The sequence below is a fragment of the Empedobacter sp. UBA7252 genome, assembly GCF_002472765.1.
Lineage (GTDB): Bacteria > Bacteroidota > Bacteroidia > Flavobacteriales > Weeksellaceae > Empedobacter > Empedobacter falsenii_B.
Genome location: NZ_DKSQ01000069.1, coordinates 1 through 22,084, shown reverse-complemented (window position 1 = coordinate 22,084; position 22,084 = coordinate 1). Strand labels below are relative to the sequence as shown.

Genomic DNA, 22,084 nt, shown 5'->3' with positions numbered 1-22,084 from the left:
CATTTTATCTCCATACATCTGTTCAGATTCCATGAAAATTACTGGATCGTTATCACGAATTGCAGATTTTAATAAACCTTTTGCATCATAAGGATTTGAAGGAACAATTACTTTAAGACCTGGTACATTTGCATACCAATTCTCAAAAGCTTGTGAGTGTGTTGCACCTAATTGTCCTGCAGAAGCAGTAGGTCCTCTAAATACAATTGGACAGTTGAATTGTCCTCCTGACATTTGATAAATTTTTGCAGCGTTATTGATAATTTGGTCAATAGACACTAATGAGAAGTTGAATGTCATGTATTCTACGATTGGGCGACATCCCGTCATTGTAGATCCAATTGCGATTCCAGAAAAACCAGCCTCTGCGATTGGCGCATCAATTACACGTTCTGCTCCAAATTCGTCTAACATTCCTTTCGAAGCTTTGTACGCTCCGTTGTATTCTGCTACTTCTTCTCCAATTAAAAATATAGATTCATCGCGACGCATTTCTTCACTCATTGCCTCTGCGATTACTTCTCTAAATGTTTTTATAGCCATTTTATGCGATTTCGTTCTTTATTATATTTTTTCCTAAAGCAAATGTAATAAAAAACTTGCGAATTATTTAAAACGAATTCATTCAATAAAAAATCCCAAAATAATCTAAAGTTATTTTGGGATCGAAAAATAGTTGAAAAAGAATGTAATCTCTGTTTTTAGAACCAGCCTTTGTGACCTTTTACATAAGTTTCATCAAACTCTTCATCAGATTTTGTTAAATACATAATTCCTTCGATTAATCCAATAAGTCCTCCTGCTCCACATGTCACAAGACCAATAATTAATTGAATAACACCTTCTTTAGTGTAGCCTAAATAAAATTTGTGAACTCCTAAAGTTCCTAATACTATCGCTAAAATTCCGGCAATAAGTTTTTTCTCTGATTTGTACGGTTGATTGTTTTCCATAATTTTTAAAGTTTAACTAAATAATTGTTTTTGTTGGTTACAAATTTAATTTGTCCATCTTTCTTAAAAATCACTAGATATAATGATTTTGAATATTGTACAAATAAAATAAATCTGATCTTAATTTAAGGTTAACGATTTAACAATCTACTTTTTATAAAATCAATTGCTTTTCTTTACATTTGCATAAAATGGTGCTCAACGAGTGAGTTAAAAGGGAATTTGGTTCAATTCCAAAACTGTCCCCGCAACTGTAAATTCTAACATACTTTTTGTAAAAGAATAAGTCAGGAAACCTGCCATTGCTAACAAATTAATAGAAAATGTTTTCGGAGGAAAAACAGATTTTAATATGAAAAAACTTTTTCTTTGTTTTAATCTTATCGCTGGAATTGCTTTTGCACAGACGGATACCATCAATTTGAAACCTTTGATTTTGAACGATGCTTTTCTTAAAAATCATTACAAATCTCAAAGTATTATCAAACTTAATGATAGTATTTTAGAGCAAAATCCTAATCAACTGACGCAAGTTTTACAAGAGCAAACGCCAATTTATTTTAAAGAAAATGGACGAGGAATGGTTTCTTCACCTTCGTTTCGAGGAACTTTAGCTTCGCACACAGCCGTAATTTGGAACGGAATTAATGTCAATTCGCAAACAACAGGACAAACGGATTTTAATTTATTTGCAAGTAATTCGTTTGACGGAATTTTAGTGAAACCAGGCGGCGGAAGTATTGCGTATGGAACAGGTTCTATCGGCGGTACAATTCATTTGTTGAATAAATTTGAGTATGACAAAGGTTTACAGCAAAAAATAAATTTAGGATACGGAAGTTACGATACATGGTCGGGAAAATATCAATTGAAATATAGTACAGAAAAATTTAGTTCTTCAATCGATTACGAACGAAATCAATCTGATAATGATTATAAAATTCCGAATCACATGAAGAAGAATTTGAATGGAAAATATTATTTCAATACAATTAATGGAAATTTTGGCTATAAAATTAATCCTGAAAACGAATTGAAACTTTATTCAATGTTCAATTTTGGAAAGCGCGAATTTCCTTTGGTTGACATTGGTTCAACGCCTTCTGGATACGAAAATCAGGATTACCGTTTGATGACAGAATGGAATTTCAATCCAAATGAAAAGTGGCAATCGCAGTTAAAATTGGCATATATCCGAGAAGAAAACAGTTATTTCAACAATATTCACAAATCTTATTCGGACGATTTACAGGTGGATAATTATGTTTTAAAATATTATCTGAATCATCAATTGACTAATAATTTCGAGCTTTCATTTTTATCTGAAGCTAATTATAATCAAGGAAGTGGAAATAATTTGAATAAAAGCGATCAAAACTCAATCAATTTTGCCTTAATCGCGAAGCATAAATTATCAGATGTTTTGGAATACGAAGCGAGTATTCGTCAAGATTTTTCTGATACGTACCAAAATCCATTTATTTATTCATTGGGTTTTAATTTTCGTCCGATTCATTCGTATCAATTGAGAGGAAATGTTTCGAAAAATTTCAGAAATCCAACCTACAATGATTTATTTTGGAAAACTGGTGGAAATCCAGATTTGAAATCAGAATCAGCTTATCAATTTGAACTTGGAAATGATTTTATCAACAAAAATTTAAACATTCAAACCAATATTTTTTATAATAAGTTGAGTGATATGATTCAATGGATTCCGAGTTCGCAAAACACTTCTTATTGGGTTCCTGTGAACATCAACAAAGCTGAAACCTATGGTTTTGAAATAATTGGAAGCTACAAATGGAATGCATTTAGTTTCAATACAACTTATGCATACACCAAAACAAAAGATAAATTTAAAAATAAGGAATTGATGTATTCCCCAAATCATAAATGGACGGCGAGCGCACAATACACTTACAAACGTTTATCTGCTTTTGTACAAAATATTTATACAAGTAAAGTTTTTACCGATTCGGAAGAAGAAAGAACACTTGATGGTTTTTGGCTAACGAATTTAGGTTTAAATTTTACGATTTCACCACTTTATAGCGTTTCTATGAGTGTGAATAATGTGTTTAACCAAGAATATCAAACGCAAGAAAATCGTTGGCAACCCGGCACAAATTATAACATACAAATACAAATAAAATTTTAAAAAACTATGACTAAATTTAAATCAATCGCACTTATAGCCTTGGCAGGAGTATTTTTACAATCTTGTTCAAATGACGATGATGGGCCAAATAATGATCCTGAAAAAGGAAACTACTCGAAAGGAGTTTTTATTTTGAATGAAGGAGGTTTCAATTCAGCTAACGCAGAAATCACTTATTTTGATCCAACAAAAGATGTAAGTACAACAAATCCTATTCAAGAAATTTTCAAGACTGCGAACGCTGGTGCACAATTGGGTTCTGTAGGACAAAGCATGTATTTCAAAGGAAACAAAGCTTATATTGTTCTTAATGTTTCTAATAAAGTAGAAGTTGTAGACAACACAACTTTCAAAAAAATTAGTACAATTCCATCATCAGATAATATGAGCAACCCTCGTTATATCGTTTCTGATGATCAATTTTTGTATATCTCAAACTGGGGAGATCCTAATGTAACGACAGATGATTTTATTGCAAAATACAAAATCAGTGATTTAACATTTGTAGAAAAATATAAAGTAGATGAAGGTCCAGAAAAAATGATTCTTGACAATAACAAACTTTATGTTGCACAAAAAGGTGGCTGGGGAACAGGTAAAACAGTTACAATTATTGACCTTAAAACAAATGATAAAAAAAGTATAAATGTTGGTGATGTTCCGACAGATTTAACAATTCAAAACGGAAATTTATTTGTGCTTTCTCAAGGTGTTAATTGGGGAACTACTACAAAAGGAAAATTGGTTCGTTATAATTTAACTTCAGAAGATAAATTAGAAATGAATTTTCCTGATGGACAACATCCTAATTTCTTAGTTGCGGAGAATAGTAAATTGTATTACATCGTTAATAATTCTGTTTATTCTATGGCTACAAATGCAACAGCTTTGCCTACAAAAGCAGATTACATAACAGGTGCTGATAGTGTATATGGTTTCTATGTAAAAGGTGATACTTTTTATGTTTTAGACGCAAAAGATTACAATTCTAATGGACGATTATTAATTCAGAATGCACAAGGAGGTCTTAAAAATCCAGCAATTACAACTGGAGTTTCACCAAATTCTGTTTACATCAAATAATATTTCCTGAAAAATCAACATAAAAAAATCTGAAGTTTAAACTTCAGATTTTTTTATGTTTTTCATTTTGAAAATTGTTTGTGAATTAAACCCTACAATCGCGAGTAAAATCAAACTATAACCGATCATTTGCATTGGAGAAACGGCTTCTTTGTAATAGAAAATTGCTAAAACAAAATTCATAATTGGATTCAAATAAATTAAAATTCCAACAGTTGAAGAGTCAATTCCTTTTAAAGCAAAATTGTTTAAGAACATTGGAATGATAGTGAACAAAATCACAATCATCATGATACATTGATAGAAAATTGTTTCGGTCGGAATTGGTCCTGAAAAGATGAAAACCAATGGTAACATCAGAATGGCTACAATTAATAATTGTGTCATCAACAAATTGAAACTATCAAAAACATTCAAACTTCTCTGAATAATTATATAGAGTGCAAATGTACACGCTACAATCAAACTATAAACCAAGTCTATAAGATGACCTATAGAAAGAACCAAACATGCTAAAAAACTAATACCAACTGCAATCCATTTTATTTTGGTCAAATGTTCTTTCAGAATAATGAAAGCCAAAACGGTGGTGATAATCGGACAAACCAAGTATGACAGCGACGCAGCTTGCACACTAATATGATTCATCACGATAATAAACATCAACCAATTTGTCATCAAAACCAATGATCCGCCAACAATTAAACTTCCTAATTCTTTCTGTTTCTTTTTATCAAATGATTTAAACAAATCAAAATCAGCTTTCATCTTATTGCGTCGAAATCCAACATTAATGACCACTAAAAAGAAAACGGAAACGTACAATCTAAAAAATAGAATATCCAAAGGTGGATAACCAGCGATTGGTTTCAATCCGAAACTGAAAAATCCCCACATAAAGTAGGTTATAATGGCTGCTATGATATATTTTGATTGATTCATAAAAGAGGCGTCAATTTGTACAAATGTATCGAATATCCAATTTGGAAATGATTATTTTTGCTTTAAATTTTATAGAAATGGAAAATCTTTTTACAGATGAATATTTTATGCGAATCGCCTTTAATGAAGCGATTACAGCTTTCGAGCGAGACGAAATTCCAGTTGGAGCTGTGATTGTTTGTAACAACAAAATTATTGCAAAAGCGCATAATTTAACCGAAACGTTGACTGATGTTACAGCGCACGCTGAAATGCAAGCTATTACGTCAGCAGCAAATTATTTGGGTGGAAAATACTTACAAGATTGTACATTGTATGTAACCTTAGAACCTTGTGTAATGTGCGGCGGGGCATTGTATTGGAGCCAAATCTCGAAAGTGGTTTATGGTGCTTCGGATGAAAAACGTGGTTTTAAAGCAAAAATTGGCGAGTTACATCCAAAAACTGAAATTGTTTCGGGAATTATGGAAGATGAATGTGGTCTATTAATGAAAGAATTTTTTCAACGCAAGCGTTAAATCGATTTCAAAATCGATAAAACTTCGTCATAATTTTCTATAAAAGCCATGTGTCCTCCATCAAATTTATACAAATGAATATTAGGTAAATCTGGAATTAAGGTTAAAAATAATTCAGGATTAACTGTTTCATCATTCATTCCAACAATGATATAAATTCCACCTTTAAAATCATACAAAATCGACGAACGATCTGGACGCTCTCGCATTCCTTTCAAAGCTGCACAAACGCCTTCGATTGGAGTTTCTAAAGCAATTTCTTTTACAAATTTCAACTCATCTTTGAATTGATCACGATGATGCGCCGCAAATAAAGCTGGCATACTAAAACTCACCAAAGCATTGAAATTTTTACGAGCAGTTTCACACGCTTTCAAACGTTGATTTTTCTTCGCTTCATCATCTGGCAAAGTCGAAGAGTTGATTAAAACAATATTTTCTACACGCTCTGGAAAAAGTTCAGCCAACGCACAAGCCACATAACCACCCATCGAATGCCCAATAAAAGTTGCTTTTTCTAGATTTAATTCATCCAAAACTATAATCACTTTTTCAGCCATTTCTTCCATCGTATTCACCTCTTGCGAATTTTCAGAATTTCCATGCCCAGGTAAATCAATTGTAATAATTTGCACTTCTTTCTCAAGATTTTTTCGTAAATTATTCCAAATTAAATGACTCTCTAAGAAACCGTGTAAAAACACCAAGGGTTTACCGTTTCCTGTATTTTCGTAAAACAACATATAGTTTGGTTCAGAATTTGTAATTAACTAATGCACAAATTTACAATAATGAAAAAATATAGTCCCATAATAATACTATCAATAGCTATTGGTGCTATTATCATTTATTGTATGACAAGTAATCAAACAATATCAATAGGAGAAACGACTCAAAAAGTAGTCAAAAAAGATTCTTCTTTTCAAGAAATTGCTTTTGCTTCTCCAAAGACTATGAATAATTCTGAATTGAAATTAATTCATGGAAAAGGCGAATTTGAGATTGAAAAAGAAGCGAAAGAACAACAAACTTTTAGTTTTAGGAATGATTCTTCTTCCTCTGTTTTTATTCAAATTATTCCTCAAAATAAACTCGGAAACATCAGAATTAATCAACTTATCTCTCCAAATAACGAGAAAGATGGTCCTTTTGGACAAGAAATCAATTATGATTTAACCGAAAAAGGCTTGTATCAAATCCGAATTGGCGAAAGTTTGATGCAAGGAGATACATTTGAAGGAAAATATACCTTGAAATTGCAGTTAAAATAGTTACTTTTACAACAGAATTTTTCTGTTATGAAATGGACTTTTATCGCTTTTATTACATTGATTACGCTTTATAGTTGCGAAGACAAATCTACGCCAACCATTTATCCAAGCAAGATTGGAGTTGATTCTGCGTACAAAGATTTGGTAAAAAAAGATAAACCAACAACAGAAGATGTAATGAAAGAAGAAGTCGTGAAAACAACTTCACATCAGAAAAAAGTTACTGCAAAACCTCAACAAAAAATTGTGTCTAACATAGATAAAATTGTTCCTTTAAGTGCTAATAATACTACCGAAAATCTTGAAGTAAGTTATGCTAAAGCTAAAGCAGAACCTAATAAAATAGCAGGACAAACAAATACTTTTACCTTTAATGCAGATTCTGCTAAAAAAGTTTGGATCAAAATTTCTGCTCAAGATTCTACAGCGAATATTAGAATTAATCACATCAAAGGACCTGCGGATTCTATAAAAGGTGGTCCTTTTGGCAAAGAAACCATTTTCGAATTGCCTGCGCGTGGCGTGTATCAATTCTCGATTTCGGAGAAACCAACAAACTCAAAACCATACGCTGGGAAATATAAAGTGGAATTGAAATTATTGTGGAAATAAATCTATTTGTAATAGATTTTGTAGTTAAGTGAATGATTTTTCAGAATATCTTGTTTAATCATTTCACCATTAATTTCATAATATAAATCAACTGGTTGTTTCGTATTTATCAAATCAAAATAACCATTTCCTTCGGGGCAAAAAGGATTTTCGTAGGAAGTTTCTAATCCAATGAAATAATTTTTCACCTCTAAAGGGTTAAGTTCTAAATGAATCGGAAAAATATATTTTCCTTGATAATCTTTATTTACTTCAAACCATTTTTCGTCGATCAAACTTTGTTTATCATCAATCGATTTTAGAATTATAGGTTTGAAATAATAATATTCGTTGCAATAATTTTTCTTCTTCACTTTTGATTCAAACAAAATTTCGATGGCGACAATTTCAATATCTTGCTCGTTTGGAAGCAATAAATTCGAAAATATTTTAAGTCCGAAACTTGTGTTATCCGTTAATCTTTCAACTTTCTTAAATTTTGGACGAAATTGTTTGTAATTGGAATAATTCATTACCTCAACTTGATTGAGATTAATCGTATCCAACTTTTGAGCAAAACTTAACGTGGAAATTAAAAAGATAATTAGAAATTTCATCAACTTCTTTGTTTCAAAATATCTTTCAATTCTTTTAGCTCAGAAAGAATTTCATTGTTCTGAGCTTCTAACTCCTTTATTCGTTCAGTATTTTTAAAAGCATTATCAAAACGCTTAAAAAATAATCGAATAAAAAATAAAATAAATATTGAAACTACTATTAATGCTATATTGTCCATTCTTTAAAAGTATAAAAAAACGACTCAATACTGAGCCGTTCTTAAATTATTTTTATTTTGAGAAGAATTAAATCAAATTCAAAACTTGTTCTAAATCTTCTAATAAATCGTCGATGTCTTCGATACCAACAGACAAACGAATTAAATCATCTGTAATACCAATTTCAGCACGTTTCTCAGCAGGAATAGACGCATGTGTCATCGTAGCTGGGTGATTTGCTAATGATTCAACACCACCTAAAGACTCAGCCAAAGTGAAAACTTTTAAGTTTTCTAAAATTTTGAAAGCATCTTCTTTCTTCCCAGAAGTCAACGTAAACGTTACCATTCCTCCGAAATCTTTCATTTGTTTTTTCGCAATTTCGTGTTGTGGATGATTTTCTAAACCTGGATAATACGTGTGCGCAACTTTTGGATGAGCCTCTAAAAATTGTGCGATCTTCATTCCGTTTGAACAGTGACGATCCATACGAACAGCCAAAGTTTTGATTCCACGTAAAACTAAGTAAGAATCTTGTGGTCCTAAAATTCCTCCTGTTGCAAATAAATTGAAGTGAACATCAGTTGCCAATTGCTCCGAATTAACCACAATTGCTCCAGCAACTAAATCTGAGTGACCTCCTAAATATTTCGTAGCCGAATGCATTACGATATCTGCTCCCAACTCAATTGGACGTTGTAAATATGGTGAAGCAAATGTATTATCAACAGCAACTAAAATATCTGCTTTTTTTGATTTTACAGCATCATTTACAGCTTTGATGTCAACCACTTTCATCAATGGATTTGTAGGCGTTTCAACCCAAACCATTTTTGTGTTTTCATTGATTAAAGCGACAACAGCCTCAACATTTGTCATATCTACGAAATGGAATTTCAAACCAAATTTTTCATAAACACGTGTAAACAAACGGTAAGAACCTCCGTATAAATCGTCCATCGCGATGATTTCATCACCAGGTTTGAACAATTTTAATACACCATCGATTGCAGCTAAGCCAGAACCAAATGCAAAACCTGCAACTCCACCTTCGATAGATGCTAATGCATTTTCTAAAGCTGTTCTTGTTGGATTTGCGCCACGAGAATATTCGTATCCTTTGTAATCTCCTGGTGATCTTTGAGCGAATGTTGATGTTTGGTAAATTGGAGTCATTACGGCTCCTGTTGAAGGGTCATGTTGTTGACCTCCATGTATCGCTTTTGTATTGAATTTCATTGTAAATGCTTTTAACTATAGCAAATATATGGAGTTTTATTTATTCTTTGTTTTAAAGATTTGTTAGAATTTATTTCGGGAGATTAACTAAACAATTCGTGTAAAACTTGTAATGATTTTGGCTTCTTGAAATTATTGGTATGAATTTGATAATACTTCACTAGAATTTCGAGTAAGAGAGAACGTTGTGATTGATTGAATGTATTTTTAGAATCTTCAGAAAAGTGTAATTCTAACAATTTTTTGAACAAAACAGTTTCATCTGCTTTCAACATATTGATGGATGAATTCGAATTCGTAAAAAAACCATTTTCTAAATCAAATAGATTTCCGTCAGTTTCTAAATTTGGATAAAAACCAAGAAAATGAGATAATTGAATCAAAAAAATCAAATGAAAATCTGCAAAATCGTCTTTCTTTTGATCAAATTCTTTTAGCGAATGTTCGATGTAAAAGTATAATTCAGGATTATCAGCTTCTTCTTTCAACACTAAATTTAAGATTTCAGCTAAGAAAAAAACAATCGCCGATTTGATGGGATGAAAATGCAACGATTCGTAATAATACGACGTTTGCACTGATTTTAAGAAAACCAATTGTTGCTCATTTGATTTCGGTTGAAAACTCAAATCTATTTCTGCTAGCGGAAAATACAACGAAGTATTTCGCTTTTTTTTGGAGAAAACTCCTTTTGCTATAAATGATTTTAAGCCAAAATCTTGTGTATAACAACGAATAATTAAACTCGTGTCACCATATTTTAAGCTTGAAAGTACAATGGCTTTGGTTTCTAAAATTTTCATTAACGGACAACTGCAATTTTCAATGTTTTGGTTTCTGTACCATCTGCATTTGTCATCAAAACTAAGTAAATTCCAGAAGCTACTGGCTTTCCTTTTGCATTATTTGTATTCCATTCTACAATTCCTCCTTCGGCTTTTTTCTCAAAAAGTAAATTTCCAACAATATCTGTAATCTTAACCAACGCACGATTTGGAAGATTTTTTATCGTAACATTACCTTTATATTCTGGTCGATAAGGATTTGGATACGCAATTGCATTGTTAAAATTATTCGCTTCTGTCGACACATCTCCATTATACGAAACCACACCTTTTTCTGTTGCAAAATATACTTTTCCTGTCGATTCATCAATCGAAACATCGTACACAACATCCGAAGGTAAAGGTGAATTTTTAGACGTAAAATGTAATTTCGTCGTTTCTCCACTATCCGAAACATAATAAACTCCTGCCCCATTTGTTGCAATCCATTTATTATTTGCGTTATCTACTTTTATAGCGTAAATCCCAACATCAGTTAACAACGCTTCCGGAATTCCATCTTGAATAATAACAATAGGCTCGGCAATTATATTATTAGAACTTACAGCATTATCAGCTCCGTATAAAACGACTAAACCTTGCCCTGTTCCGATCCAAAGATTTCCACTTTTATCAAGTGAAACTGTATGTACATCATCACTTGGTAAGTCTCCATTTGCAACTTTTATATTTACAATCTCTTTAAAATTTGAGTTATCCACAACAGAGATTCCACCATAACGTGCATTAGAAAAAAAAGTATATTGGCTACCTGCTATAGGTTTTACAGCAGTAGAAGCTATATTTTTTTCAGATCCAATAATTTCCCAAGAAGTATTTCCATTCTTTCTTCTTGCATAATAATTAAATTTTGAATCAGGATATCCAGCACCTGCCGCTTTATCTACAGGAAAAGAAGCTGCAACATATAGATTTCCTAAAAGATCGTAATTAAGACCTGCTATTCTTGAACTAGAAAAATCATTTTTTTGTAAAATTATTTTTGGCTCATCGTTATCTGCTAAATTAAACTCTAACACATCTCGTCGTCCATCTACATCTCTATCATAATAATTATAAGATCCTACTACAAATTTATTATCATCTAATGGATTCACTTCTACTTGTACTATATCTTTTGCTTTAATTTTTGAGAAAGAAAAATGTTTCCAATTTTTACTATCGTAATATGAAAAACCATCTACATTTTCAGCTGGAGTATTATAAACATCTCCCATTCCTCCTGGTGCAATCCAGACTTTACTTTTAGCTGTTGATACAGACCAAGCTTTATTATTGAAAGGTCCATCGGGATAAAATTCTTTATGATTAGATAAATTAATAATTCCATGATTTACAGATCCTCCAAAATAAATATTGTTAATAAAAATTCCTGTGTTGAAGTTTATAACATTTCCATCTTGATCATTTTTAGAATAATGTACACCACTCAAATCAGAAACTTGATTGTTTTGAGTAACAATTAATTGTCCATTAGATGATTTTAAATTAAGAATTGTATTATAAGAACCCACTGAAGAGCCATTTAAAGTTTTCAATTCATTGTTTACCGAATAATAAATCTCATTTTCAAATAATTCTATATTGGTAACATTTTGACCAACAATTTCTTCTTTCCAAATTTTTCTATTTGTAAAATCTGGATTATTCAAATTCTTATCCGATAATTCGCTCGAATAGATTCCTTTATCTGTTGCAATATAAAGAGTTGTCCCGTTAATTGTTGCATCATTTACAACAGCTGTATTTGTACGTGTTGTCTCTTTAAATTCTTCCTGTTTTAAGTCGAAAGAAACAATTCCAAAAGCTCCAGAAATAAACGCAATGCCATCATTTATAAAAATATGATTGACTTTTTTATCACCCGAAAAACCATTCCATTTGATATCCAAAACCATTGTCGATTCTCCAGATTTCAATAAATCTAAACCTCCATTTTCATACCCAACTAAAAACGAATCCGAATCTTTATCATAAGCCATTGCAGAAACCCCAACATTGTTCAAAAAATTGGTTTTATTTAGTTTAATCCAATCACTTGTTGGATTTAGAGGATTGAACAAGAAAATTCCGTTTTCAGTTCCACAATAAATCACACCATTTACTTCTTCCAACAATTTCACATTATTGTAAGAAAAAAGATCAGTCCAACGCACTTTATCATTTTGAGCGTTTAAACTTGTGAAAATCATGGTGATGAAAATGAACAATTTTGTCTTCATAATGCACAAAAATACTGTAATTTATAACAAAATAACTTGCTAAAAATTGTATTGCTTGTTACAATAAATCATAAAATTTACCTGGAAGAGTAGAAATTATTTGTTTCAATTCTAAATCTAATAAAACTGGCATCAATTCGTAGGATTTCAAATTTAAGTCAAAAGACATTTTATCAATATGTTGTTTTCCATTGGTTTTGAGATAATTTACAATTAAATTTTCATCATTAGAAAACTCAATAAACAAATCTATTTGTTTTGGTTTCTTCTTCGAATTGAAGTTAAAATAATCAATAATATCTTTCGAATTTTCGACCAAATAAGCCTGATGAGATTTTATCAAATAATTACACCCAATACTCAACGCATCCGTTGATTTCCCTGGCAAAGCAAACACTTCTCGATTATATTCATTTGCAAATTTTGCAGTCACCAAACTTCCACCTTTAAAAGCAGATTCTACCACAATTGTAACATCTGATAAGCCTGCAATAATCCGATTTCGTTGCAAAAAAGCTTCAGGTGTAGCAATTTTAAAACTTGGTTGCTCCGTTATCCAACCTCCTTTTTGTAAAATTTCAATCGCAATTTTTTTGTGAGTAGCAGGATAAATTCGTTCAAAATTTGTTCCCATTACCGACCATGTTGCAACATTATTTTTGAGCGCATTTGTATGTGCTTCTATATCGCAACCGTACGCTAATCCACTAACAATTGTAACATCAAAATCTGCTAAACCTTCGATTAATTCAGTAATAAAATTTCGTCCATAATTAGTCATTTTTCGCGTACCAACAATCGAAATCTTTTTGTTATTGAATTGATTAAATTCTAAACTTCCTTTACAAAAAATCACCAAAGGTGCATCAATACATTCTTTTAAGAATTGTGGATAAGCTTCATCATAAAAAGTTAAAATATTGATTTGATTATTTTTACAATATTCTATTTCGTTAAAAGCTAAATCTAACCATTTTTTATTCCCAAAATCTTTGCTTATTTGCTGTCCAATTCCCGAAATTTGCAGCAAATCTTTTGGTTTACAATTCCAAGCAGCCTGTGCTGAACCAAAAAATTGAATAATTTTTCGAGCTGTGATATCGCCAATTCCTTTCTGAAAAGAAAGTGCTAAAATATATGGTAAATCGGTTTGCATTTTGTTAAATTACTAATATTAAACCAACTAAGCAGAATTTTAAGTATTTATTTTTTGCTAAATCTAAAAAAAATGTTAATTTCGTAGTATGAGGTTAGAAGAGCATATTAGTCAATTATTATTTCAGCACGATTGTGTAATCGTTCCAAACTTTGGAGCGTTTATCTCAAACAATGCTAATGTGGCGTTTGACGAGCAAACAAACACATTTATTCCACCAAGAAAAGAGCTTTCTTTCAATACAACTTTAACAAAAAGTGATGGTGTTTTGGTGAATAAAATTGTAGAAGATGAGCCAATGTCTTTTGAAAATGCGCAAACATTTTTGAATGAACAAGTTTATTTTTGGCAAGAACATTTGAAAAATGGAAAAGTTTTAACCTTACAAAATATCGGATCATTACAATTTAATGACACTGGAAAAATTGACTTCAAACCAGAAAATGCTCAAAATTATTTCATCGCCGCTTATGGTCTTTCAAATTTACAAGCCAATTACATTTTAGATTCGTCTAAAACTAAAACCTCTAACAAACACATGTCAAAATTTTTAGCCGCAGCCTCATTAATTCCCATTATTGTTGGTGGCTTCCTATATTTTAATACGCCGCAACCCGTACAAGAATTCGTAACAGAACAATGGAGCGGTTTGGTTTTACCAATGATTGGTAAAGATGACGCAACCAAAACTGAAAAACCTACAGTGCAATACGATGTGTATAATATGCCGCAAACGATTGCTGAGCCTTCTTTAGTTGAATATCAGATTGCCGAAACGGTAACGAAAACAGATACAATTGAAACGCCTAAAAAAGTTGAAATTACAGTTGTAAAGGAAACGAAACTGAATGAAACTGAAAAGGAGATTACGGCAATTGTAAAGGAAAAGCCTTCGACAAAAGAAATTGTAAAAACAGAAACAAAAAAATTAACGAAAGTTGAAGCTCCTAAAACAGCTGAAAAGAAAGTTGAGGACAAAAAAGAAGTTGCAACTAAAACAACTTCAAAATCTAACAATAAAAAATATCAAGTAATTGCGGCTTCGCTTAAACGTCAAGAAGATGCTGATCGTTTGGTTGGAGAATTGAAAAAACAAGGTTACAAAGATGCAGGAGTTTCTTATGTAAAAGGTCGCTATTATTATGTTACATATAGCAGCTTCAATAACATAGAAGACGCGCAAAAATATATGAATGATGTGAATAAAAAGTCTCCTGGAACTTGGGTTAGAACTGAAAATTAAATCATTTTTTAATACAATATAAATCGAAATAAGCTGCCCAAAAGGCAGCTTATTTCTTTGTTAGAATGAATATGAAAACTACTTCCAGCCACCACCTAAACTTTTGTATATAGCGACAACTGTACTTAATTGTTTTTCTTTTGTTTCGATTAATTCCATTTTTGCATCCAATAAATCACGTTGAGTTGTTAACACTTCTAGATAATCTGCACGATTATTTTTGAACAACTGATTCGCAATATCAATAGATTCTACAAGTGCTTTCGCCTGTTTATCTTTGTACGAATAACTTTGCTCTAAGTTATTAATCTTCGACATTTGATTTGACACTTCTAAATAAGCATTTAAAATCGTTTTATCATATTCGTACAACGCTTGTATTTGATGAGCATTTGCTGTATTAAACTCCGCTTTTATCGCACTTTTATTGATTAAAGGCGCAGCTAATTCTCCAGCCAACGAATATAAAATAGACTCTGGCATTTTTACCAAATAAGATGGTTTGAACGCATTTAGTCCTAAAGCCGCAGAAATATTAAGTGACGGATAAAACTCTGCACGAGCCACTTTCACATCTAAAGCAGAAGCTTTTAAATCTAATTCTGCTTGTTTGATATCAGGACGATTTGATAATAATTCAGAAGGAATTCCTGCATGTACTGTTTGTGGAATCAAATCCATAAATGACGAACCATCACGTTTTATCTTTTGCGGATATCTTCCCAATAAAGCATTAATCCTATTCTCGGTTTCCGTAATATCTTGTTTAATATTAAACTCTTCGCTTTCTGATTTTAATAATTCTGCTTCAAATTTCTTCACCGCTAATTCAGTTTCACGCGCTGCTTCCTTTTGAATTTTAACTACACGAAGTGATTCTTTCTGTAACTCAATATTTCGATGAATTAACTCCAATTGACTATCTAAAGACAATAATTCATAATAAGACGATGCGATCTCTGAAATTAAATTTGTCAAAACAAAATTCTTTCCTTCTACCGTTGATATATATCGCGCAATCGAAGCATCTTTCGAATTACGTAATTTTTTCCAAATATCAACTTCCCAATCAGCGCTCAATCCAATCGCATAATCCATCAAAGGATCAGGCATTTCTTTCCCGGGTTTTATCTCAGTCGAAGCATCACCAGCACCTTGACTTGTATAACGACCAACTTTCTCAACTCCAATTCCTGCATTTGCTGAAACATTTGGCGATAATTTTCCGTTTTTGTACAACACTTCATTTTTAGAAATCTCAATTTCTTGAAGTGTAATCATCAATTCTTGGTTATTTTTTAACGCTTCTTCAATCAAAACGACCAAATTTGGATCAGTAAAAAATTGTTTCCAAGGCGTCAACCCAGAACTTGGTGCATCATCATTTTGCACATTTTGATAAGCTTCTGGAATTTTTGGTGCTTGATGATTTTCAATCTCTTTGCTTACCGCAGGAGTTTTACAGCTCCAAATCATCGGTCCAAAAAGACTTATTGCAATTATATTTTTTAAACTATTTTTATTCATCTTCCGTGATTTCTTCTGTTAAAGGATTTTCATCTTCATATTTCACCAATTGCATTTTATCCGCCAAAGCGCCAAACGCAACATATAAACCGGGTACAATAAACAACCCGAAAATAGTTCCGAACAACATTGCGCCTGCAGCAGCAGTACCAATTGTTCTATTTCCTACTGCTCCCGGACCAGAAGCAATAACCAACGGAATAAGACCTGCAATAAACGCAAATGATGTCATCAAAATTGGACGGAAACGAACACCCGCACCTTCAATCGCTGATTTTACAATTGATAAACCTTCGTTATGTTTTTGTACTGCAAACTCAATAATCAACACCGCATTTTTACCGAGAAGTCCAATCAACATCACCATTGCAACTTGTGCATAAATATTATTTTCTAATCCTAATAATTTCAAGAAGAAAAATGCTCCGAAAATCCCTGTTGGTAGTGAAATGATAACTGGTAAAGGCAAAATAAAACTTTCGTATTGTGCTGCTAAAATCATGTAAACGAAAATTAAACAAATGGCGAAAATAATCACCGCTTCATTTCCACGAGAAACCTCATCTTTCGAGATTCCTGCCCAATCAATTCCAAAGCCGCGAGGCAATGTATTTTTAGCTACTTCATTAATCGCTGCAATCGCTTGTCCACTACTATAACCTGGTGCTGGCGTACCACTAATTTCTGCTGCATTATACATATTGTGACGCGTAATTTCTGATAATCCATATACTTTTTCAATTTTCATGAAAGCTGAATATGGAACCATTTCACCTTGATCATTTTTCACATACAATTTCAATAAATCTTCTGGTAACGCACGATATTCTGGCGAAGCTTGTACCATCACTTTATAAGGTCGGTCAAATTTGATGAAACTTGTTTCGTAATTAGAACCAACTAATGTTGATAAATTATCCATCGCATTTTCGATCGAAACTCCTTTTTGTTCGGCAATATCATTGTCAATTTTCAAGACATATTGAGGGAAAGAAGCACTATAAAATGTAAATACAGAACTCAATTCTGGACGACGAGTTAATTCTTTTACAAAATCACGGCTCACTTCTTCCATTTTATGATAATCTCCACTACCCGCTTTATCTAACAATCTCAACTCGAAACCTCCTGCAGCACCATATCCAGGAACAGATGGTGGTTGAAAATATTCGATATTTGCACCATTAATATTCCCAGTTTTTTCTTCTAATTCTTTGATGATTTCTTCAGCAGATTTAGAACGTTCGTCCCAACTTTTCAAGTTAATCAAACAAGTTCCAGAGTTTGCTCCTGTTCCTTCTGTCAAAATCTCATAACCAGCCAAAGATGAAACTGATGAAACGCCATCAATTCCTTCCGCTATTTTTTGTAATTTTTGAGAAACTTCATTTGTTCTTTCTAACGTAGAACCTGAAGGTGTTTGAATAATCGCATAAAACATTCCTTGATCTTCGTTTGGAATAAATCCAGAAGGCAAACTATTATTCAAAAAGAAAACTCCAGCACAAAATGCTAGTAAAAATCCGAATGTAACAGTGCGTTTGTTAACTGTTTTGGTTAAAACTTTTTCATATTTAAAAGATCCTTTGTTGAACAAATTATTAAACTTCAACAAAAATTTATTTAGCATCGTTTTCTTTCTTGGTTGATTATGATTATTTTTCAAAATCATTGCACACAAAGCTGGTGTAAGCGTTAAGGCAACAATTCCTGATAAAATAATTGATGTCGCCATCGTAATCGAAAATTGACGATAAAAAATACCAACAGGGCCAGACATAAACGCAACTGGGATAAACACGGCTGCCATTACAAATGTTATTGCGATAATTGCTCCACTAATTTCACGCATTGCTTCTTCCGTCGCTCGTAAAGGCGAAAGATTTTTCTCTTCCATCTTCGCGTGAACAGCCTCTATCACCACAATCGCATCATCGACAACAACTCCAATCGCCATAACTAAAGCAAAGAGAGAAATCAAGTTTAATGTAATTCCAAAGAAACTCATTAAAGCAAAAGTTCCTATCAAAGAAACAGGAACCGCCAACGCAGGAATTAATGTAGAACGCCAGTCACCTAAGAATAAAAACACAACAATCCCAACTAAAACGAAAGCTTCAAAAAGTGTATGTACCACTTTTTCCATTGAAGCATCTAAGAATTTCGAAACGTCATATGAAATCTCGTAATCCATTCCTTTTGGCAAATTATTCTCTTTAAGATCAGCCATTAATTCTTTGATGTTTTTAATCACTTCACTCGCATTACTTCCGTACGATTGTTTTATCACAATTGCGGCAGAAGGTTTTCCGTTCAATGTTGAGTAAATATCATACATCGAACTTCCAAATTCTATATCAGCAACATCTTTTAAACGTAAGATTTCTCCATCAGGATTTGCTCTTAAAATGATGTTTCCATATTGCTCTTTTGTGTTGTATCGACCTGAATATTTTAATACATATTCAAAAGCTTCTGAACGTTTACCAGAACTTTCCCCTGTTTTCCCTGGCGAAGCTTCAATACTTTGTTCATCCAACGCTTTCATCACATCATCCGCAGAAATATTATAGGCTTGCATTCTATCTGGTTTCAACCACACACGCATTGCATATTCTCGGTTTCCTAAAATATCTGCATCTCCAACTCCATTTATACGTTTCAACTCAGATAAAATATTGATATCTGCATAATTATATAAAAATTGTTGATCTGCTTTTGGATCATTACTATACAAGTTAATGTACATCAACATATTTGATTCTTCTCGCGTAATTTTCACACCTTCTCGAACTACTAAAGGCGGAAGTTTATTGACAACCGAAGAAACACGGTTTTGCACATTTACAGCTGCAATATTTGGATCAGTTCCTAAATCAAAAATGACTTGAATAGACGCTTCACCATCATTTCCGGCATCAGACGTAATATATTTCATTCCTGGAACACCATTTAGCGCACGTTCTAATGGAATTACCACTGATTTTATTAACAATTCGTTATTCGCACCGGGATATTCTGCCGTAATATTAACTTTTGGAGGAGAAATAGATGGAAACTGGGTTACGGGTAATTTGACTAATGATAGAATTCCTAAGAAAACTATAATCAACGAAATAACAATCGATAGAACGGGTCTTCGAATAAATTTATCAAACATAACTTTTGAATTTTTTAGATTAGTTTGATTTTAATTTTAACGATGAAAGAACTTTTCTTGGTGCAATAAATTTCGTTTTGATTTTATCATCATCTTTCACTTTCTGAACACCTTCTAACAAAATATTATCTTTCTCCGAAAGTCCGCTTTCTACTACATAAACATCAGGCATTTCTAGACCAATCGTGATATTTCTCGATTTGACAACACCATTTTTATCTACTACAAAAACATAGGTTTTATCTTGAATTTCGTAAGTTGCTTTTTGTGGAATTAATAAAGCATCATGTAACGGAACTGTCATTTTTACTTTCCCTGTTTCACCATTTCTCAACAGATGATTTGGATTTGCAAAACGCGCACGAAACGCAATATTTCCTGTTTCGTTGTTAAATTCTCCTTCTATCGTTTCTACCAAACCTTTTTCTGGTAAAGGTTTATTATTCGCCATAATCAACGAAACTTGTTTATTCGCTCTATCTTGAATATTTGTTTGATAATCTAAATATTCAGGCTCAGAAACGTTGAAATAAGCAAACATTGATGAATTATCAGACAAATTTGTCAATAACATTCCTTCGTCAATCAAGCTTCCCAATTTCATCGGAATTCGATCTATAACACCAGAAAATGGCGCACGAATATCTGTAAATGATAAATGTAATTGAGCCAATTGCATTTCTGCTTTCGATTTTTCTAACCGTGCTTGCGCAATGGCTTTTTCGTTCTTAGAAACGACATTATTATCAGCCAAAGTTGCTGAATTTTGCAATTCAATTTGTGCCTCTTTTACCTCAGCTTTCGATTTCAAATATTCAGCTTGATACATCGAAGGCATAATGCGAAACAACAATTGACCAGCTTGTACATGTTGACCTTCATCCACAAAAACTTTTTGCAAATAACCTTTTTCTTGTGCACGAATTTCGATGTTTCGTACCGATTGAATTTGGGCTACATAATCCTTATCTACAATCGTATCCATTTTGATTGGCGTTGTGATTGGATAATCTTTCACTTCTTCTTTTTCCTGTTTTTTTGATGAACAACTTGTTGTCAACAATACAGTACTTAGAGCTACAAATAATGCGACTCTTTTCATAATTCTTCTAACTATTAAATGTAAAATTTGATGAAATGGATTTCTTGGTAGAAGTAGTTTTACCAAAAAATATTACATACAAAAATTGGTTAACATTCAGCTATTCATGGACTGAACACTAATTTTTGGTGTAATTTTAAAAATTTAAGAAATCAATCAAATTCTGATTGTACGTAACAAAATGTACTTACAACTCGAAAATTTGATAGTTTTACTGTAGAAGATGTGCTTCTTTCTTAAACCTTGAATTATAAAGTTTAAAACCAGAACAACACTTAATAGTTTGATACAAGTTTCTAAATCGATTTTGTTTAATGTCTGAAAATCATCATCAATCGTTTCGATACTTGGATTAAATTCTTGAAATTGATTTGAATTTGAAGTTTTAGAGAATTTAGTTTCAACAATTTTACTTGCGTGATAAATATGTGTATTATCGTTAACGACTGTCTGTGAAGTTAAATTTCCCTGAAAATGTTGAGTACCCGCAAACACTTTAGTTTCCGCAAAAAATAGTAGAAATAAAGTAGATAGCAAGTATGTGATAAACATTTTCATAATTCTGTCCAAATGTAAGACTTGAAATAATACAATAATCTATATTAACATTTTTTAACTATAAAATTTTATTGATTTAATAAAAAACTCAATTACAAATACTTAACACAACGATAATAACTGTTTCAAAACTCGAATATTTTGTTGAAATTTGCACCCAACAAACAAAAGTTTATGGCGAAAGCAAAAACAGCAAAAGAGTCGTTAGCAGTAATGACAAACTTGGTTTTACCGAATGAAACCAACAACTTAGGAAACATGTTCGGAGGCGAATTATTGGCTTCTATGGACAGAATTTCTTCTATTTCTGCGAAAATGCATGGTGGAAGTTTTTTGGTTGTAACAGCAAGTGTCAATCACGTTGCGTTTAACATTCCGATTCCGATGGGAAGTACAGTGAAGTTAGAATCTAAAGTAACTCGTGCATTCAAATCATCGATGGAAGTGTATGTTGATGTCTATGTTTACGATTACGAAAATTGTGTTTATAACCAAACAAATAGCGGTATTTACACATTTGTAGCCGTTGATAATGACAATAAACCTGTTCAAGTTCCTGAATTAATTCCAGAATCTGAACAAGAAATCGAGCGTTATGAAGCTGCTTTGCGTCGTAAACAATTAAGTTTGATTTTGGCTGGCAGAATGAATCCTGCTGATGCACACGAATTAAAATCGTTGTTTATTACAGAATAAAAATAAAAAAGTCGAAACATTGTTTCGACTTTTTTATTTTT

Annotated in this window: 19 protein-coding genes and 1 riboswitch; of the genes, 7 read left to right on the top strand and 12 right to left on the bottom strand. The window is 32.2% G+C overall.

Translation table 11 applies throughout. From position 1 onward, the window contains the following. The coding region (locus B2X73_RS10010; RefSeq protein ID WP_414647162.1) for an alpha-ketoacid dehydrogenase subunit beta at positions 1 to 543 on the bottom strand (543 nt) is incomplete at its 3' end. A gap of 158 nt (positions 544 to 701) precedes the next feature. After that, positions 702 to 953 (bottom strand): TM2 domain-containing protein, encoded by a 252-nt coding sequence (locus B2X73_RS10005; RefSeq protein WP_125349960.1) that lies wholly within the window; start codon positions 951 to 953, stop codon positions 702 to 704. Positions 954 to 1,128: 175 nt separating this feature from the next. Then, positions 1,129 to 1,271: riboswitch (cobalamin riboswitch) on the top strand. A gap of 34 nt (positions 1,272 to 1,305) precedes the next feature. Between B2X73_RS10005 and B2X73_RS10000 the strand changes: the two genes are divergently transcribed. After that, the gene (locus B2X73_RS10000) at positions 1,306 to 3,114 is read left to right on the top strand and encodes a TonB-dependent receptor plug domain-containing protein (protein ID WP_291096347.1); all 1,809 of its coding nucleotides are present in this window, start codon (positions 1,306 to 1,308) and stop codon (positions 3,112 to 3,114) included. Between the two features lie 6 nt (positions 3,115 to 3,120). Next, positions 3,121 to 4,197: a DUF5074 domain-containing protein gene (locus tag B2X73_RS09995; protein WP_280049930.1), complete on the top strand. Its 1,077-nt coding sequence runs from the start codon at positions 3,121 to 3,123 to the stop codon at positions 4,195 to 4,197. Positions 4,198 to 4,233: 36 nt separating this feature from the next. On the opposite strand, the gene B2X73_RS09990 is transcribed toward B2X73_RS09995, so the two are convergent. Then, complete coding sequence (locus tag B2X73_RS09990; RefSeq protein WP_286495274.1) at positions 4,234 to 5,139, bottom strand: EamA family transporter; 906 nt, start codon at positions 5,137 to 5,139, stop codon at positions 4,234 to 4,236. A 77-nt stretch (positions 5,140 to 5,216) separates the two neighbouring features. On the opposite strand from B2X73_RS09990, the gene B2X73_RS09985 reads away from it, so the two are divergent. Next, the gene (locus B2X73_RS09985) at positions 5,217 to 5,657 is read left to right on the top strand and encodes a nucleoside deaminase (RefSeq protein WP_286495275.1); all 441 of its coding nucleotides are present in this window, start codon (positions 5,217 to 5,219) and stop codon (positions 5,655 to 5,657) included. Here the strand turns inward: B2X73_RS09985 and B2X73_RS09980 are convergent. Beyond that, entirely contained in the window at positions 5,654 to 6,400 is a 747-nt protein-coding gene (locus tag B2X73_RS09980) for an alpha/beta fold hydrolase (protein WP_286495276.1), read from the bottom strand. The two genes, B2X73_RS09985 and B2X73_RS09980, sit on opposite strands and share 4 nt — an antisense overlap. A gap of 48 nt (positions 6,401 to 6,448) precedes the next feature. Here B2X73_RS09980 and B2X73_RS09975 point away from each other — a divergent pair, with 48 nt between their 5' ends. Next, positions 6,449 to 6,928 (top strand): hypothetical protein, encoded by a 480-nt coding sequence (locus B2X73_RS09975; protein WP_286495277.1) that lies wholly within the window; start codon positions 6,449 to 6,451, stop codon positions 6,926 to 6,928. A 27-nt stretch (positions 6,929 to 6,955) separates the two neighbouring features. Next, positions 6,956 to 7,540, top strand: a complete 585-nt coding sequence (locus B2X73_RS09970; protein WP_286495278.1) for a hypothetical protein — start codon at positions 6,956 to 6,958, stop codon at positions 7,538 to 7,540. Between the two features lie 2 nt (positions 7,541 to 7,542). Here B2X73_RS09970 and B2X73_RS09965 read toward each other — a convergent pair whose 3' ends face one another. The 5 genes from B2X73_RS09965 to dprA all read right to left on the bottom strand — a co-directional run bounded on the left by B2X73_RS09965 (position 7,543) and on the right by dprA (position 13,757). Next, the gene (locus tag B2X73_RS09965) at positions 7,543 to 8,136 is read right to left on the bottom strand and encodes a hypothetical protein (protein WP_291096346.1); all 594 of its coding nucleotides are present in this window, start codon (positions 8,134 to 8,136) and stop codon (positions 7,543 to 7,545) included. A gap of 246 nt (positions 8,137 to 8,382) precedes the next feature. Beyond that, the gene (locus tag B2X73_RS09960; protein WP_291096345.1) at positions 8,383 to 9,534 is read right to left on the bottom strand and encodes a cystathionine gamma-synthase; all 1,152 of its coding nucleotides are present in this window, start codon (positions 9,532 to 9,534) and stop codon (positions 8,383 to 8,385) included. Between the two features lie 83 nt (positions 9,535 to 9,617). After that, on the bottom strand, positions 9,618 to 10,337 hold the full coding sequence (recO, locus tag B2X73_RS09955) for a DNA repair protein RecO (protein WP_291090692.1): 720 nt from the start codon (positions 10,335 to 10,337) through the stop codon (positions 9,618 to 9,620). Further along, positions 10,337 to 12,601, bottom strand: a complete 2,265-nt coding sequence (locus B2X73_RS09950; RefSeq protein WP_286495282.1) for a two-component regulator propeller domain-containing protein — start codon at positions 12,599 to 12,601, stop codon at positions 10,337 to 10,339. Before B2X73_RS09950 ends, recO begins: the two co-directional genes overlap by 1 nt. 58 nt (positions 12,602 to 12,659) lie before the next feature. Further along, complete coding sequence (gene dprA / locus B2X73_RS09945) at positions 12,660 to 13,757, bottom strand: DNA-processing protein DprA (protein ID WP_286495283.1); 1,098 nt, start codon at positions 13,755 to 13,757, stop codon at positions 12,660 to 12,662. Between the two features lie 88 nt (positions 13,758 to 13,845). Between dprA and B2X73_RS09940 the strand changes: the two genes are divergently transcribed. Then, positions 13,846 to 15,000 carry an SPOR domain-containing protein gene (locus B2X73_RS09940; RefSeq protein WP_291090696.1) on the top strand — a complete coding sequence of 385 codons (1,155 nt, stop codon included), beginning with the start codon at positions 13,846 to 13,848 and terminating at the stop codon, positions 14,998 to 15,000. Positions 15,001 to 15,078: 78 nt separating this feature from the next. Here the strand turns inward: B2X73_RS09940 and B2X73_RS09935 are convergent, their stop codons facing one another. Genes B2X73_RS09935 through B2X73_RS09925 form a run of 3 tightly spaced genes read right to left on the bottom strand, consistent with a single transcriptional unit; the run spans position 15,079 to position 20,789 of the window. Then, entirely contained in the window at positions 15,079 to 16,527 is a 1,449-nt protein-coding gene (locus tag B2X73_RS09935) for a TolC family protein (RefSeq protein ID WP_291096344.1), read from the bottom strand. Then, the gene (locus tag B2X73_RS09930; protein ID WP_291096343.1) at positions 16,520 to 19,687 is read right to left on the bottom strand and encodes an efflux RND transporter permease subunit; all 3,168 of its coding nucleotides are present in this window, start codon (positions 19,685 to 19,687) and stop codon (positions 16,520 to 16,522) included. Before B2X73_RS09930 ends, B2X73_RS09935 begins: the two co-directional genes overlap by 8 nt. 19 nt (positions 19,688 to 19,706) lie before the next feature. Beyond that, positions 19,707 to 20,789 carry an efflux RND transporter periplasmic adaptor subunit gene (locus B2X73_RS09925; RefSeq protein ID WP_219034048.1) on the bottom strand — a complete coding sequence of 361 codons (1,083 nt, stop codon included), beginning with the start codon at positions 20,787 to 20,789 and terminating at the stop codon, positions 19,707 to 19,709. A gap of 732 nt (positions 20,790 to 21,521) precedes the next feature. Here B2X73_RS09925 and B2X73_RS09920 point away from each other — a divergent pair. Next, on the top strand, positions 21,522 to 22,043 hold the full coding sequence (locus tag B2X73_RS09920; RefSeq protein ID WP_219034046.1) for an acyl-CoA thioesterase: 522 nt from the start codon (positions 21,522 to 21,524) through the stop codon (positions 22,041 to 22,043). Positions 22,044 to 22,084 lie beyond the last annotated feature (41 nt).